This window comes from Tardiphaga sp., from assembly GCF_044340795.1.
Lineage (GTDB): Bacteria > Pseudomonadota > Alphaproteobacteria > Rhizobiales > Xanthobacteraceae > Tardiphaga.
The window spans coordinates 12352-27442 of record NZ_JBIISY010000068.1; the positions used below are offsets into that span (position 1 = coordinate 12352).

12 protein-coding genes are annotated in these 15091 nt (G+C 61.9%); 5 read left to right on the plus strand and 7 right to left on the minus strand.

The features are described 5' to 3' along the window. Nucleotides 1–50 precede the first annotated feature (50 nt). From ACIQ17_RS13425 to ACIQ17_RS13440, 4 genes are all read left to right on the plus strand, one after another. Nucleotides 51–1277 (plus strand): CaiB/BaiF CoA transferase family protein, encoded by a 1227-nt coding sequence (locus ACIQ17_RS13425; RefSeq protein ID WP_398469339.1) that lies wholly within the window; start codon nucleotides 51–53, stop codon nucleotides 1275–1277. 78 nt (nucleotides 1278–1355) lie between these two features. Continuing rightward, a complete protein-coding gene (locus tag ACIQ17_RS13430) occupies nucleotides 1356–2138 on the plus strand; it encodes an enoyl-CoA hydratase (protein WP_398469341.1) in 783 nt (260 codons plus the stop codon). A gap of 28 nt (nucleotides 2139–2166) precedes the next feature. Then, the gene (locus ACIQ17_RS13435) at nucleotides 2167–3675 is read left to right on the plus strand and encodes a malonyl-CoA synthase (protein WP_398469343.1); all 1509 of its coding nucleotides are present in this window, start codon (nucleotides 2167–2169) and stop codon (nucleotides 3673–3675) included. Between the two features lie 137 nt (nucleotides 3676–3812). Beyond that, nucleotides 3813–5168, plus strand: a complete 1356-nt coding sequence (locus ACIQ17_RS13440) for an IS1182 family transposase (protein ID WP_398469345.1) — start codon at nucleotides 3813–3815, stop codon at nucleotides 5166–5168. Nucleotides 5169–5888: 720 nt separating this feature from the next. Here ACIQ17_RS13440 and ACIQ17_RS13445 read toward each other — a convergent pair. The 7 genes from ACIQ17_RS13445 to ACIQ17_RS13475 form a co-directional block, all read right to left on the minus strand. After that, nucleotides 5889–6941, minus strand: a complete 1053-nt coding sequence (locus tag ACIQ17_RS13445) for an ABC transporter ATP-binding protein (protein ID WP_398469347.1) — start codon at nucleotides 6939–6941, stop codon at nucleotides 5889–5891. Further along, the gene (locus ACIQ17_RS13450) at nucleotides 6938–7930 is read right to left on the minus strand and encodes an ABC transporter ATP-binding protein (RefSeq protein WP_398469349.1); all 993 of its coding nucleotides are present in this window, start codon (nucleotides 7928–7930) and stop codon (nucleotides 6938–6940) included. The genes ACIQ17_RS13445 and ACIQ17_RS13450 overlap by 4 nt, the downstream gene beginning before the upstream one ends. 3 nt (nucleotides 7931–7933) lie before the next feature. Beyond that, nucleotides 7934–8836 (minus strand): ABC transporter permease, encoded by a 903-nt coding sequence (locus ACIQ17_RS13455; protein WP_398469351.1) that lies wholly within the window; start codon nucleotides 8834–8836, stop codon nucleotides 7934–7936. After that, complete coding sequence (locus ACIQ17_RS13460) at nucleotides 8833–9813, minus strand: ABC transporter permease (RefSeq protein WP_398469353.1); 981 nt, start codon at nucleotides 9811–9813, stop codon at nucleotides 8833–8835. The genes ACIQ17_RS13455 and ACIQ17_RS13460 overlap by 4 nt, the downstream gene beginning before the upstream one ends. A gap of 140 nt (nucleotides 9814–9953) precedes the next feature. After that, nucleotides 9954–11582, minus strand: a complete 1629-nt coding sequence (locus ACIQ17_RS13465) for an ABC transporter substrate-binding protein (protein ID WP_398469355.1) — start codon at nucleotides 11580–11582, stop codon at nucleotides 9954–9956. 16 nt (nucleotides 11583–11598) lie between these two features. Then, the gene (locus ACIQ17_RS13470) at nucleotides 11599–12579 is read right to left on the minus strand and encodes a CobW family GTP-binding protein (protein WP_398469357.1); all 981 of its coding nucleotides are present in this window, start codon (nucleotides 12577–12579) and stop codon (nucleotides 11599–11601) included. Continuing rightward, on the minus strand, nucleotides 12576–14222 hold the full coding sequence (locus ACIQ17_RS13475) for an amidohydrolase (RefSeq protein WP_398469359.1): 1647 nt from the start codon (nucleotides 14220–14222) through the stop codon (nucleotides 12576–12578). Before ACIQ17_RS13475 ends, ACIQ17_RS13470 begins: the two co-directional genes overlap by 4 nt. Before the next feature lie 216 nt (nucleotides 14223–14438). Here ACIQ17_RS13475 and ACIQ17_RS13480 point away from each other — a divergent pair. Then, nucleotides 14439–15091 (plus strand): GntR family transcriptional regulator (locus ACIQ17_RS13480; protein ID WP_398469362.1); only part of this gene is annotated, 653 nt, incomplete at its 3' end.

Sequence of the window (15091 nt, forward strand, 5' to 3'; positions counted from 1 at the left end):
AAACAAAGCCGCGCGGGCAATTGACCTCGTAATATAAATATATTAATGCGATGCATAAATATATTTATGGGAGGTCTCTCGTGGCAAGGATCTGCGCATCGCCTGCTCTGGCCGGACTGAAGGTGATTGATCTGACACGCGTGCGTTCAGGCCCGACCTGCGTTCGCATGCTGGCTGATTTCGGCGCGGATGTGATCCGGGTCGAGCCACCGATTGGCGTCGATCCCAATGAGGTCGCCTTCTCAGGCAATCGGCTCGGCGGTGATTTTCAGAATCTCAATCGCAACAAACGGGCTTTGACTCTCAATCTCAAAACGCCGGAGGGATTGGAGATTCTCAAGCGTCTGATCGCGTCGGCGGACGTCGTGGTTGAGAATTGGCGACCGGACGTCAAGCGCCGCCTCGGCCTTGATTACGAGACGCTGAAGGCGATCAATCCCCGCATCATCCTGGCGAGTGTGTCGGGCTTCGGGCAGGACGGGCCATATGCCGGCCGCCCCGGTTTTGATCAAATCGTGCAGGGCATGGGTGGTCTGATGTCGGTTACCGGTCACCCTGGATCAGGGCCGCTCAGGGCAGGCATTGCGGTCGCGGATTCGAGCACCGGTCTTTACGCAGCGATCGGTGTCCTGGTCGCGCTGCGTGAGCGTGATCTGTCCGGCGAAGGGCAGTGGGTTCATGCATCGCTGCTGCATTCGCAGATCGCGATGATGGATTTTCAAGTCGCGCGCTATCTCAATGAAGGCGAAATTCCGACACCCGCAGGCAATGATCACCCGACATCATCACCGATGGGACTGTTTCACGCATCGGACGGCGCCATGAATCTCGGTGCGGCCGGGCAGGGCATCTGGATCAAGCTGTGCCGGGTGATTGGCGAGGAAGATTTGCTCGATGATCCCGATTTCAGCAATGAGAAGAAGCGTGTCACAAACCGTGCCCGGCTTAATGCTGCATTGGAGCAGGCCTTCGCAAGAAACACCGTTGCGCATTGGGTGGCAGTACTGAACGATGCAGGTGTGCCGGCCGGTCCCGTCTATGACGTGCCGCAAATGCTCGATGACGAACAGGTGCAACATCTCAAGGTTTGTGCCCATACCCAGACGAGCAAAGGCGAGGCCGTACGCGTGATCTCCCAGCCAGTCACGCTGTCGCGGACACCGGCATCGGTTGTGACAGCGGCGCCTGAATGGGGCGAGCAGACCGACGAGATCCTTCAGGAGATCGGGATCGGACATAGTGATATCGAGCGGCTGAGGACCGATGGCGTTGTGTGATCGCTATCGATTCAATCCGTCACCAAAGCCAAGTTGCTCGCATCCTGGCGAAGTCATTATATCTACAGGGAGTGCGAAATGCCGGAATTGATTATCAAGCGAGAAGGCCCGATCGGGCGTATCGTTATTTCCAATCCGAGCAAATTCAACGCAATGACTTTGGACATGTGGCTCGGCCTGCCGAAAGCGATCGAGGCTTTTGATGGGGATCGCGACATCCGTCTCGTTATTCTCGAAGGCGATGGTGACAAAGCATTCGTGTCCGGCGCTGACATTTCCCAATTCGAAGAAAAGCGCACCGATAAGCGAGCGCAAGAACACTATAATGCGGCGGTCGCGACGGCCTATGCGGCTCCGATCTTATGCAGCAAGCCGGTGATCGCCAAGATCGCGGGCATCTGCATGGGAGGGGGTCTCGGACTTGCGGCGGCCTGCGATCTGCGATTTTGCCGCGACGATGTGCGCTTCCGGATGCCTGCCAGCCGGCTGGGGCTTGGTTATGCCGTCGCAGGCGTCAATCGCTTCCTGTCGGTGCTGGGGCCGCAGAACACGATGGACATCTTTTTCTCGGCGCGCATCTTCGATGCAGCCGATGCGCTCCGAATGGGCTTTGTGAGCAAGGTCGCGCCGCGCGATACATTTGATCAAATGGTGGATGAGTGGTGTTCGCTGACTGCAGAGAATGCGCCTCTGGTCCTGAAGGCTCTGAAGAAGACCGTCAATTATCTGCTTCCTGATCCGGACTTTTCCGATATCGCGCCAGTCAGTACGGCCATCGCTGCATGTCTCGCAAGCGAAGATTATCGCGAAGGCGTTCAGGCCTTTAGCGAGAAGCGCAAACCGGCGTTTCGCGGCGCCTGATATTCTTGTCTCTTGCTGATTGTATCCCATGAATCTGTTCTCCCGCCTGTTCGACAAGCTCGAAGACCCCTCGCGCCTCGCTATCGAGACGCCGGAAGGTAAACACATCAGCTACGGGGATCTGGTCGGCCTGGCGGGGCAGATGGCGAATGTGCTGGTCGCACGGGGCGTCAAGCCGGGCGATCGCGTCGCCGCGCAGACCGAGAAGTCGGTGCCGGGCCTCGTTCTGTATCTCGCGACGGTGCGTGCAGGTGCGGTCTATCTGCCGCTCAACACGGCCTACACGCTCAACGAACTCGATTACTTCATCACCGATGCCGAGCCGTCGCTGATCGTTTGCGATCCCTCGAAGAAAGAAGGGATCGAAGCCATCGCCGCCAAGGTTGGCGCGAAGGTCGAGACGCTCGGTGCGGACGGGCAGGGCTCGCTCACCGATGCGGCCGGGAAAGAGAAGTCGGACTTCGCGACGGTGCCGCGCGAAAATGATGATCTTGCGGCGATCCTCTATACGTCGGGCACGACCGGCCGTTCCAAGGGCGCGATGCTGAGCCACGACAATCTCGCATCGAATTCGCTGAGCCTCGTCGACTCCTGGCGCTTCAGCAAGGACGACGTGCTGATCCACGCGCTGCCGATCTATCACACGCATGGTCTGTTCGTGGCGAGCAATGTCACGCTGTTCTCGCGCGCGGCGATGATCTTCCTGCCGAAGCTGGATCCCGAGCGCATCATCCAGCTGATGGCGCGCGCCACTGTGCTGATGGGCGTACCGACTTTCTACACCCGCCTGCTGCAATCGCCGAATCTCTCGAAAGACACCTGCAGCCACATGCGGCTGTTCATTTCCGGCTCGGCGCCGCTGCTGGCCGATACGCATCGCGAATGGTTCGCGCGCACCGGCCATGCCGTGCTCGAACGCTACGGCATGACCGAAACCAACATGAACACGTCGAACCCCTATGACGGGGAGCGCGTCCCCGGCGCAGTCGGCTTCCCGCTGCCCGGTGTGTCCGTGCGCGCCACCGATCCGGAAACGGGCGCGGCGTTCGAGAAAGACACCATCGGCATGATCGAGGTGAAGGGCCCGAACGTGTTCAGGGGCTATTGGCGGATGCCGGAGAAGACCAAGTCGGAATTTCGCGACGACGGCTTCTTCATCACCGGCGATCTCGGCAAGATCGACGCCAAGGGTTATGTCCACATCCTCGGCCGCGGCAAGGATCTGGTGATTTCCGGCGGATTCAACGTCTATCCCAAGGAAATCGAGAGCGAGATCGATGCCATGCCGGGCGTGGTGGAAAGCGCCGTGATCGGCGTGCCGCATGCGGATTTCGGCGAGGGCGTCACGGCAGTGGTGGTGACGGACAAGAAGACCGCGCTCGACGAGGCCTCGGTGATCAAGGCGCTCGACGGCCAGATCGCAAAATTCAAGATGCCGAAGCGCGTGATTTTCGTCGACGATCTCCCGCGCAACACGATGGGCAAGGTGCAGAAGAACGTCCTGCGCGAGACCTATAAGGATATCTACGCGGCGTAATTCAAGCGGACTGGATACATCGAGCAAAGTTCTCGAATTGCGATCTGTCCGCTATTGGCGGATTGTGTTGAAAAACTCCCCTGTTGAAGCGGGGCGCCATCGCTGATTCAATCCCGCTATCGGCGGAGGCTGAATCGATGATGGGTCCACGGCAGACTGATCAGGCGGCTCTGTTCTACGAATTCTCGCTGGAGCGGCACGTACCAGCCACTCACGTGCTCAGGAACATTGACCGGTTTGTCGATCTGTCAGTCATTCGGAGCGAGTTGGCGCCCTTCTACAGTTCGACCGGCCGACCATCGATTGATCCTGAGCTGCTCGTCCGCATGCTGCTGGTCGGCTACTGCTACGGCATCCGGTCGGAGCGTCGGTTGTGCGAGGAGGTCCACCTCAATCTTGCCTACCGGTGGTTCTGCCGGCTTGGCCTCGACGGCGAGGTGCCGGATCATTCAACCTTCTCGAAGAACAGGCACGGTCGCTTCCGCGATTGCGATCTCCTGCGCAAGCTGTTCGAGGCGGTGGTGCGGCGCTGCATGGCGGAGGGGCTGGTCGATGGTACGGCCTTCGCCGTCGATGCCAGCCTGATCGCTGCCGACGCCAACAAGCAGCGTTCAGCTGCAGGGACCGACGACCATGATTGGAAAGCGCTTGCCCGGGCGCGGCGATCCGTCCGCGAGTACCTCGACACGCTGGACGAAGCGGCCTGGGGGGCCGCGAGCGAGACGGTGCCGAAGTTCGTCTCTCGGTCCGATCCGGCTGCGCAATGGACCGGGGCTCACAAAGGCCACGCCATTTTTGCCAACGCCGACAATTACCTGATCGATCTGAAGGCTGCCGTCATCGTCGATGTCGAGGCGACACGGGCCATTCGACAGGCTGAGGTCGGTGCGGCCCGCACGATGATTGAACGTACCGAGAAATGCTTCGGTATCCATCCCCAGCGTCTGGCTGCCGACAGCGCTTACGGATCAGCCGACATGCTGGGCTGGTTGGAGCGCGCGATCGAGCCGCATATACCTGTCTTCGACAAGTCAGCTCGCGAGGACGGAACATTCGCCCGCGACGACTTTGCCTACGATCCGGAGATCGACATCTATCGCTGCCCGGCGGGCAAGGTACTGACGTCCACCGGGACGCTGGTGAATGACGGAGCGACGCTTCTCTATCGCGCCAGCAAGCGGGACTGCGACATCTGCGAGCTCAAGCCACGGTGTTGCCCGAAGATGCCAGCCCGCAAGGTGCCACGCTCGATCTACGAGAGCGCTCGCGATGTGGCGCGCGGGGTCGCCAAGACGGAAGCCTACGTAACCTCGCGACGTGAACGCAAGAAGATCGAGATGTTGTTCGCACATCTGAAACGTATCCTGCGCCTCGACCGGCTTCGTCTGAGAGGTCCTTGCGGTGCTCGCGACGAGTTCCTGCTCGCCGCAACTGCTCAGAACCTTCGAAAGCTGGCAAAACTGGTCCCGGCGCCGGCTCCAATGCCCATCTGAACTGGGGCAGACGCTCGCGCGCCGCCCCACTGTGCACACCCCGATAGACAACTCGCCGACTTCTTCAACACAATCGGCGCAAAGCGGAGATAGAAGGGTAAAGGCAGTCCCAGATTGAGCCTTTCCAGATCCCTGCAACTCAGAATGAAATCCCTGTTCGAGTGTTTAGGGAAACTCGCGGGAGAGAGCTCAGATTCGCGGGAAAGAGCGTTGTCTGATGCCATGCGGGCTACCGAAAACGTGATTTCCCTGAAAAATTCCCTGTTTGCAGGGAATCTTCCCGGAGACAAGTACGAACAGCACTCCCGCCCCAGCCAGGCAGTGCGGGGAATTGGCCAGATTTACCCGACTAGCCGAGAAAGGCCCGTGTCTGGCGGGCTTTCTTGCTTCTGGAATGCTTCTGGACAGCGCAAGGTTCCCAAAACCGTCGACAGTCTCTTCGTTCGCCAGGGTGTCTCGCGCCGGACGCTGCGCCGTCTGGCGCTCACACCGGATACAGTTCAGAAGCCCTGGAAGCCGGCCTTCTGGCACGATAGAGTGACTTCGCATTCAAGTGATCGCGCCGATCCGATCCGCAAATACGGCGAGTGGCGATCTACGGAATGGACTGCTTGGCGAAGTGGTCGTTGGAGTGCCCGCACTGGCGCGCAGCGGACATTTGCCTCGTTTATTCAAACTCGCTCAGCGCGACGCCAAGCGTCGGCTCCGACGCGGCTGTGGTCATTCGCCGATAGCAGTTGAGCCTTGGCCAAGATCAGGCGGACCGATATCGGCTGTGACATGACAGGCGACGAAGTGGTCGACTTCTTGCGCTTCCAGGCTCGGTAGTTCCGCACGACAGCGCTCGATGACGAATGGGCAGCGCTGCGCAAAGCGGCAACCGGGCGGCGGGTCAACCGGGCTCGGCGGATCTCCCTTGACCAGATAGTTCTTTTTCAGTCGGTCGCGCAGCGGGCCGGGCGGGGCGGCGGCCGAGATCAGAGACCAGCTATAGGGATGCATCGGTGCGGAGAAAAACAGGTTGGCTGGCGCCTGTTCGACGATCTTGCCGAGATACATAACCGCGATCTCGTCGCAAAAATGCTGGATGACGCCGAGATCGTGCGAGATGAAGATGTAGGTCAGCCCGCGCTCGCGCTGCAGCTTCTTGAGCAGGTTCAATATCTGCGCCTGGATTGCAACATCGAGCGCCGACACGGCCTCGTCGCAAACGATCAGGTCCGGTTCCGGCGCCATGGCGCGCGCAATGCACAGGCGTTGGCGCTGGCCGCCGGAGAACTGATGCGGGAACAGATCGGCGGCCTGTGGGGGCAGGCCGACTTCGGCGAGCAACTGCCTGACGCGGGCGTCGCGCTCTCGCGACGTGCCGATGCCGAGCAAGTCGAGTGGCTCGCGGATCAGTTCACCGGCGCGGCGTCGCGGGTCGAGCGCCGAGAACGGATCCTGGAACACGATCTGGAATTTGCTGCGCGCGAGACGCAGCTTCTCGCCGCGATAATCGGCGATGTTCTCGCCGCCGAACACGATCTGGCCGGAGGTGGACGGGATCAGCCGCATCACCGCCTGCGCGGTGGTGGATTTCCCCGATCCGCTCTCGCCGACAATGCCGAAGGTCGTGCCGCGGCGAACGCGGAAGCTGACGCCATCGACCGCATGGACTTTCGACGGAGGTCCGAACAGGCCGCGGCGGCCGGCCGGGAAATGCACCACGAGGTCATTGACGTCGAGCAGCACATCCGTCGGCGGAGTGACCATGTTGATGCCGTCGCTCATGGCGCGATCTCCTGGTGGCGCCAGCATGAGACGGCGGCGCTGGCATCGACGCGGTCGAGCGGCGGCTGCGGCTGGGTGCGGCAGACCTCGGCGGCGAAGGCGCAGCGCGCGCGGAAGGCGCAATCCGGCCCGCGCGCGCCGAGCGGCGGCACCATGCCGGGGATTTCCTCCAGCGCGGCGAAATGGCTGTCGGTCTTGCCGAGCTTGAGATGCGGCACGCAGCTCATGAGGCCGCGCGTATAGGGATGGCGGGCGTGGGCGATGATCTCCTCTGCCGCGCCCTGTTCGATGCAGCGACCGGCATAGAGCACGGCGACATCGTCGGCGAGTTCGGCGACGGCGCCGAGATCATGGGTGATCAGCACGATGGCGGTGTCCGTCTCGTCTTGCAATTCGCTGAGCAGGTCGAAGATCTGCGCCTGCACGGTGACATCGAGCGCCGTGGTCGGCTCGTCAGCGATCAGCAGCTTCGGTTTGCATGCGAGCGCCATGGCGATCATCACGCGCTGGCGCATGCCGCCGGAGAGCTGATGCGGATAGGCATCGACGCGCTTCTCGGCAGCGGGTATCTGCACGGCCTTGAGGAACTGGATCGCCTGCTGGTGCGCGTCGCGGCGGCCGAGGCCGCGATGCTGCCGCAGCACCTCGCCGATCTGGTCGCCGACGGTGTAGAGCGGGTTCAGCGCCGTCATCGGCTCCTGGAAGATCATCGACATCTTGTTGCCGCGCAAGCTGCGCAGCTCCTTCGGCGATGAGGTGAGCACGTCCTGGCCATCAAGCATGACGTGGCCCGAGGTGACACGAAAGTCTTCCGGCAGAAGTTGCATGATGGCGAGCGCGGTCATGCTCTTGCCGCAGCCGGATTCACCGACCAGCGCCATGGTCTTGCCCTGGGCGACGTCGAAGGAGAGATTTTCCAGCACTGGCACCGGGCCCTTGCTGCCTTTCATGGTGACGGTGAGGTTCTGGACGGAAAGAACAGGGCTCATGGTTCAGCCTCGCTTCCGCAGACGTGGATTGATCGCGTCGTTGATGCCGTCACCGATCAGGCTGATGGCGAGCACCGCGATGAAGATGGCAGCACCGGGGAATGTCACCGACCACCAGGCGTCGAGGACATAATTGCGGTTCTGGCCGAGCATCAGCCCCCAGCTCATGGTATTGGGGTCGCCGAGGCCGAGAAAGCTGAGGCCGCCCTCGAACAGGATGGCGACGCCGATGGCCAGCGTCGCCGAAACGATGATTGGCGGCAACGCATTGGGCAGCACCACGCGCAGGATGAGATGGCCGTTGCCGCCACCGGCAGCGCGCGAGGCCTTGACGAAATCGAGATTGCGTAACCGCAGGAATTCCGCGCGGGTGAGGCGCGCGGCCGACGGCCAGCTCACGACACCGATCGCAAGCGTAACGATCACCAGCGACTGGCCGAACAAAGTGACCAGCACCATGGCGAACAGCAGCGGCGGCAGGATCTGGAAGAACTCCGTGATCTTGGTCAGCGCCGTATCGATGGGGCCGCCGAAGAAGCCGGCGAGCGATCCCATCGTGACACCGATAACGATGGTGATGAGTGCAGCGACACCGCCCACGGTCAGCGTGGCACGGCCGCCCTGCAGCAGGCCGGCAAGAATGTCGCGGCCGAGATAATCGGTTCCGAGCCACGCATCGGCATCCGGTGGTGACAGCGGTGCACCGGCGATGTCGAGCGGATCGACGCCGTAGAGATGTGGACCGAACAAGGTCGCGAGAATGATGACAAGCAGCGCGACCGCGCCGGCGACACCGGCCGGGCTGCGAGCGAACTGGCGCAAGGCGGCGGCCATGGGCGATGTCCCGGCACGCACCGGCAATGCGGTTGCATCGGGTTTCACGGCGGTGGATTCGATTGTGGTCATCGGCCCCCCGAACGGATGCGCGGATCGACCAGGCGATAGACCAGATCGGTAATGATGTTGGCCGCCATCACCAGCACCGCAGAGAAGAACAGCACGGCGAGCAGGGTCGGATAGTCGCGGCGCAGGATGGATTCGAAGACGAGGCGGCCCATGCCGGGCCACGAGAACACCGTCTCCACCAGCACGGCGCCGGCGAACAGATGGCCGAATTGCAGGCCTGCCACTGTGACGATGGGGATCAGCGTGTTGCGCAATGCATGTTTGCCGATGACGATGAATTCGGGAAGGCCCTTGGCACGCGCCGTGCGGACATAGTCTGCCGTGAGCGCGTCGATCATGTTGACGCGGGCGAGGCGGCTATATTGCGCGATATAGACCAGGGCCAGCGTGGTCGCCGGCAGCACGAGATGCTGCAGGACATCGAGGACATAGGCGAAGCCCACCTTCGGTCGCGCCACGTCGGTCATGCCCGTCACCGGCAGGATCGGCCATACGGAGCCGAACAGCAGCAGGAGCATGAGGCCGGTCCAGAACACCGGCGCCGCATAGCCGGCGAGGGAGATCACAGTCACGCCCTGGCTGAAGAGCCCATTCGGCTTGCGCGCACTGATGATGCCGAGCACCGTGCCGATGACGATGGACAGCGCCAGCGCCGACAGAACGAGATAGAGCGTCGCCGGGATGCGCTGGCCGATCAGGCCAAGAACCGGTTCGTTGAAATAGTAGGAATAGCCGAAGTCGCCCGTGGCGACCTTGCCGAGATAGGTGAAGAGCTGTTCGAGCAGGCTCTTGTCGAGGCCGTATTTCACCCGCAATGCGGCAATCACCTCGGCCGAGGCGCCGCCCATCTCGCCGGCGATCACCAGAGCGGGATCGCCGGGCGCGGCATGGATCAGGCAGAAATTGAGGACCAGCACGGCAAGCAGCAGGCCGAACGCATTCAGCAGTTGCCTGGAGACATGGAGAGCGAGGTTCATGGTGCCGGTCTGTTCGTCATCGTGGATATGATCGCGTCAATATCAGGCGTCATTGCGAGGAACCGTTTGGCGACGACGCAATCCAGCCTTCGCTTGTGGCTTGCTGGATTGCTTCGCTGGGCTCGCAATGACGAGCTACATCAGGTCTTCGGCTTCTCTTTCCAGTTGATCTCGTCGAGCGGCGACATGATGCCCCAGATCGTGGTCGGCAGATTGTCGAGCCCCTTGGAGAAAGCGTTGCGATAGGGTGCGCTGTTGATGAAATAGATCGGCACGTCGTTGACCACGAGCTTCTGGAACTCGGCATAGAGCGCCTTGCGCTTCTCCGATGACGGCTCCTGTGCACCGGCGGCGAGCAGTTCGTCTACCTTCGGATTGCTGTATTGCTGGGTGTTCGACCAGATGATGCCCTTGCGGATATTGCTCGACAGATAGGTGCGGTTGACGCCGATTACCGGGTCGCCCCAGTTGAAGACGTTGTCCATGGTCAGGTCGAAATCGTAGTTGGAGATGCGCTGGGCCCAGGTCGGGAAGTCCGGCGCGGCGCGCACTTCGAGATTGATCCCCACGCGCTTGAGCTGCGAGCGCAGATATTCGGCGACATTGCGCTGCTGTTCCTCGTCGCCGGGGATGAAGTCGATGGTGAGGTTCATGCGCGAACCGTCGGCGGCTTTGGGATAGCCGGCCTCATCGAGCAGCTTCTGCGACTTGGCGAGATCGAGCTTGTACATCTCGACATCCGGCGCGAGCAGCGGCGAACCCGGGGCGATCGGGCTGGTCGCCATCTTGGCCTTGCCGCTCATCAGCTTGCTGGTGATGAATTCGCGGTTGGCGGCATAGGCAATGGCCTGGCGCACGCGGACATCGTCCAGCGGCTTCTTCTTGGTGTTGAAGGCGAGCCAGTTGATCGGGCCGATGCCGGCAAAACCCTTGTCGGTGATCTGGACGTTCGGCATCTTCTCGACGCGGTCGATGTCACGGGTGTTCGACATGAACGGGAATGCATTGACGTCGCCGCGTTCCAGTGAGACCACGGCCGCGTTGCCGTCGGAAACGAGCTTGACGACGATCTTGTCGAGCTTCGGCCGGCCGGGGATGAAAAACTTGTCGAATTTCTCCAGCGTGTAGAATTCACCCTGCTTGTATTCGGTGAGGCGATAGGGCCCCGAGCCGATCGGCTTCAGGTTGGCCGGGTGCGTCTTGACGTCCTGGCCATCGCCATAGACGTGCTTGGGAATGATTGGCATCAGCGCCGGCGACATCGCCAGCAGCAGCGCCGGATGCGGATGCTTGAGGCGGATGATGGCGGTCTGCGGATCCGGCGTATCCACTTTATCCACGGCGGCCAGCATGCTCTGGAACGGATGGTTGGCCTTGATGGTCATGATCGAGAAGGCGACGTCTTCCGATGTCACCGGCTTGCCGTCGTGGAACAGCGCGTTGTCCACCAGCTTCAGCGTGACGGATAGGCCGTCCGGCGCGACGTCCCATGACTTGGCGAGATAAGGCTGCGGATTCCAGTTGTCGTCATAGCGCAGCGGGCTGGCAAAAATCTGTGTCGACGGCACCGCGGTGGCGAGGCCGGACTGCACGGCGCCATTGAAATGACGCGGCACCTGGGTTGACACGATCACCAGCGTGCCGCCATCGGCGGCCATTGCCGGTTTGATGCCGGGAGCGATCGCGGCGGTGACAAGAGCGAGACCGAGAGCAGCAGACAGAAGAGAGGCTTTCAGCGAACGGGGCCGAGGCGACCGGGTCGAAGACATGGAAGTGATCCTTCTCTCAGAGGGGTGACGCGATGGTCCGGCAGTTGCGATCCGCCGTTGTGATGGATTGTGGAATCAGTGCGGCATCGAGAATGGCGTCGAGCGTCTCTGCCGGCGGCAGGCCGGCGGTGCCGATGCCGATCAGCAGAATATTGTTTTCCATGGATAATTCGTCATCGGCAGGCGTCAGCGCCCAGTCCTGCCCGACCATTTGCAGCAACTGCGAAAAATCGCGTCCAGCGACCGAGCAAGGCCCTTTCAGCCGCAAAAGCTGCGGCGGCAGTGCGGCAAGCGCTGCCTCTAGCCTGCCATAATCGAACATTCCATCGCGGCGATATGACCAGCGGCGGAAGCTGCCTTCGTGGTCGGCGGCGGCCGTAGCCGCGAAGCGCGTTGCGGGTTTGAACCCGCCTTCGGGCAGGCCGGGCAGTGTATGTTCGGTGGTTTCGATGACTGCGATGCCCGGGCGCAGCGCGTTGAGCGATGCGCGGACCGCATCGAGTGTCGGGCGGTCGAGCAGGTCGACCTTGTTGAGCAGGATCAGGTTGCAGCGGTCGAACTGGCCGCGCACGGTGTCGCCGACGCGGGCATCTTTGAGGAGTTCTGTGATGCGTGATGCGTCGGCCAGCACGATCACGGCATTGAGCCGCAGGCTTGGCTCCACCAATGCGATCTCGGCGATGCGCCAGGGATCGCCGACGCCGGAGGCCTCGATGATGATGTGATCGAAGGCCGAGCCGCTGTCGAGGATCCGGCCGAGCGTGTCGAGAAAGCCGCTGCCGATGCTGCAGCAGACGCAGCCATTGGTCAGGGTCATGGTCTCGCCGTCATGCTTCGCGATCAGCGCGGCGTCGATGTTCACCGCGCCGAAATCATTGACGAGCACGGCATAGCGCTGCGTCGTGTTGCGAAGCAGGTGATTCAGATAGGTCGTCTTGCCGGCGCCGAGAAAGCCGCCGATCACCGTGACAGGTGTTTTGCGCGACGACGCCATCATGCCCGCGGCGCCTCCCGAACGGCGCCGCCAACCACGGTGCCCCAGATATTGATGTCCTTGATCGTCTCCGGCGCGACTTCGAGCGGATCGGCGTCAAGCACGACGAAGTCGGCATATTTGCCGGTCTCGATGCTGCCGACCATGTGATCGAGCTTCAGCGTGTAGGCGGCGTCGATGGTGATGGCATTGAGCGCCTGCTGGACGGTGAGGGCTTCGGTCTCCTTGCCGAGCACGCGGCCGGAGGAAGTGACGCGATTGACCGCGCACCATGCGGTGAAGAGCGGGCTCAGCGGCGTCACCGGCGCGTCAGAATGAATCGCGAAGGGCACGCCGACGCGCAGCGCGGTGCCGGTGGCGTCGAGGCGGTTGGCGCGCTCGGGGCCCATGGTGAGATCGTAGTGCGAGTCGCCCCAATAATAGACGTGGTTGGCGAACAGGTTGACGCACATGCCGAGCGTCTTCATGCGCTTGAACTGCGCGGCATCCGCCATCTGGCAATGCTGCAGCGTGTGGCGATGATCGGGCATCGGCGTTGCGATCTGCGCGGCTTCCACGGCTTCGAGCGCGACTTCGGTGGCTTCGTCGCCATTGGTGTGGATATGCATCTGAATGCCGGCCGCATGATAGGCGGCGACGATGCCGGGCAATTCTTCGGGCGCAATGTACCACAGGCCGTTTTGCGCGCCGTTGTGATAGCCGGGCCAGCGCAGGCGCGCCGTAAAACCCTGGATCGAGCCATCGACCACCAACTTGACGATGCCGTAATGCAGCTTGTCGTTATTGGTCGCCTTCAGCGCCTTGATCTTCTCGACGCCCTGTTCCGGGCTGTGTGATACCGACGCCATCGCCGGCACGAGACGCACCGAGAAATCATCGCGGCGGCTGGCGGCGCGATAGACCTCGATGGTCTGTTCGGCGAGATCGTTGTGCAGGTCGGTGACGGTGGTGACGCCCTGCACACAGCAGGACGATGCATAGCGATTGACGTCGTCGATCGTGAGATTGCCCGACAGCGGATTGCTGCCGAGCACGCGGAAGACGCGGAAGCGGGCGGCGATGCCCTGGACTTCACCCGACGGCTCGCCGTCCTTGCCCATCACCACGCCGGAGATGTTGGTGGTGCGATCGAGCTCGGCGCGCTGCAGCACGAGCGTGTTGACGTTGCTGATATGGAAGCTCGCATGCACCACCATGATCGGACGCGTTGTCGAGACGCGATCGAGATCCTGCCGGGTGAGGGAGACGCTGCCGATATGCAGCGGGTCGAAACCCCATGCAAACAGCGGGGCCTCGGGATCGGTCATCGCTTTCTCCGCTTCCTGCAGGCGAGCGACGATGGCGTCGATGTCGGGCAGGCCCTTCACCACCTTGCCTTCCGGTGAGCGGCGATCGAAGGCGCCCACATAAGGCAGCGACCACATCATGCCTTCCATGATGTGGCTGTGGCCCTCGACGAAGCCGGGCAACAGCACCTTGTCCCTGAAGCGGTCGTCGACTTTGGCGCCGGTCGTGCCCACGATTTCGTCGAAGCTGCCAACGGCAACGATCCGGCCTTCTCGCACTGCGACATGCGTGGCGGAAGGCCGCGACGGATTCATGGTCACGATCTTGCGTGCAGAGAAAACAACCGTATCCTGACTCACTTGATCATCCTCAATTTCCCACACGGAAGCGTGAGGCCAGTCGCACCTCCGGGCCAGCGCCAGATCGGATGTACGAATGGGGCCAGTCATGCAAACTGGCTGGATCAGTTTGGCGCGGCTCTTGCTTCATGTTGAGGCAGGCGTGGATGAAAACTTGATCCGCTTGCCGGAACGGATGGAGCGACGATGGGTGGTCCGGGAGGAGTAAGCAAGGCTATGCTGACGGAAAGCCGTCAGGCGGTCTCCGGTATTGGTGATGCACTATTCTGGGGCTCGCTGTTCCAGGGGCTGGATCGACGCGGGCCGTTCCTGCAGTTGCAGATTCGCCAGTTGATCTGCACGGCGATCGAGGAGGGCCGTCTGGCGCTGGGTGTGCGGATGCCGTCGAGCCGCGAATTGGCGACATTGCTGGAAGTGTCGCGCAATACAGTCGTGATCGCCTACGAACAGCTCGTTGATCAGAATTTTCTCGTCTCCCGCGAGCGCAGCGGCTTCTATGTCGCAGGCCTGCCCAAGCATCTGGGCACGAAGCGCGATTTGCGTGCAGCGCCGGACGAGGCGGGGGCGGCGCGCTGGGCCGAGCGTTTCGCGGTGCGGCCCTCGGCCAACCGCAATATCTCCAAGCCGCTCAACTGGCAGGACTATCCGTATCCATTCATCTTCGGCCAGTTCGATCCCAGCCTGTTCCCCACCAATGACTGGCGCGAAAGCGCACGTGCCGCGTTGAGCGTGCCCGAGATCAATAATTGGGCACGCGATCTCATCGATGAGGACGATCCGGCGCTGATCGAGCAGCTGCGGCTGCAGGTCCTGCCGCGGCGCGGTATTCGGGCGCGGCCGGATGAGATCATGATGACCATGGGCGCCCA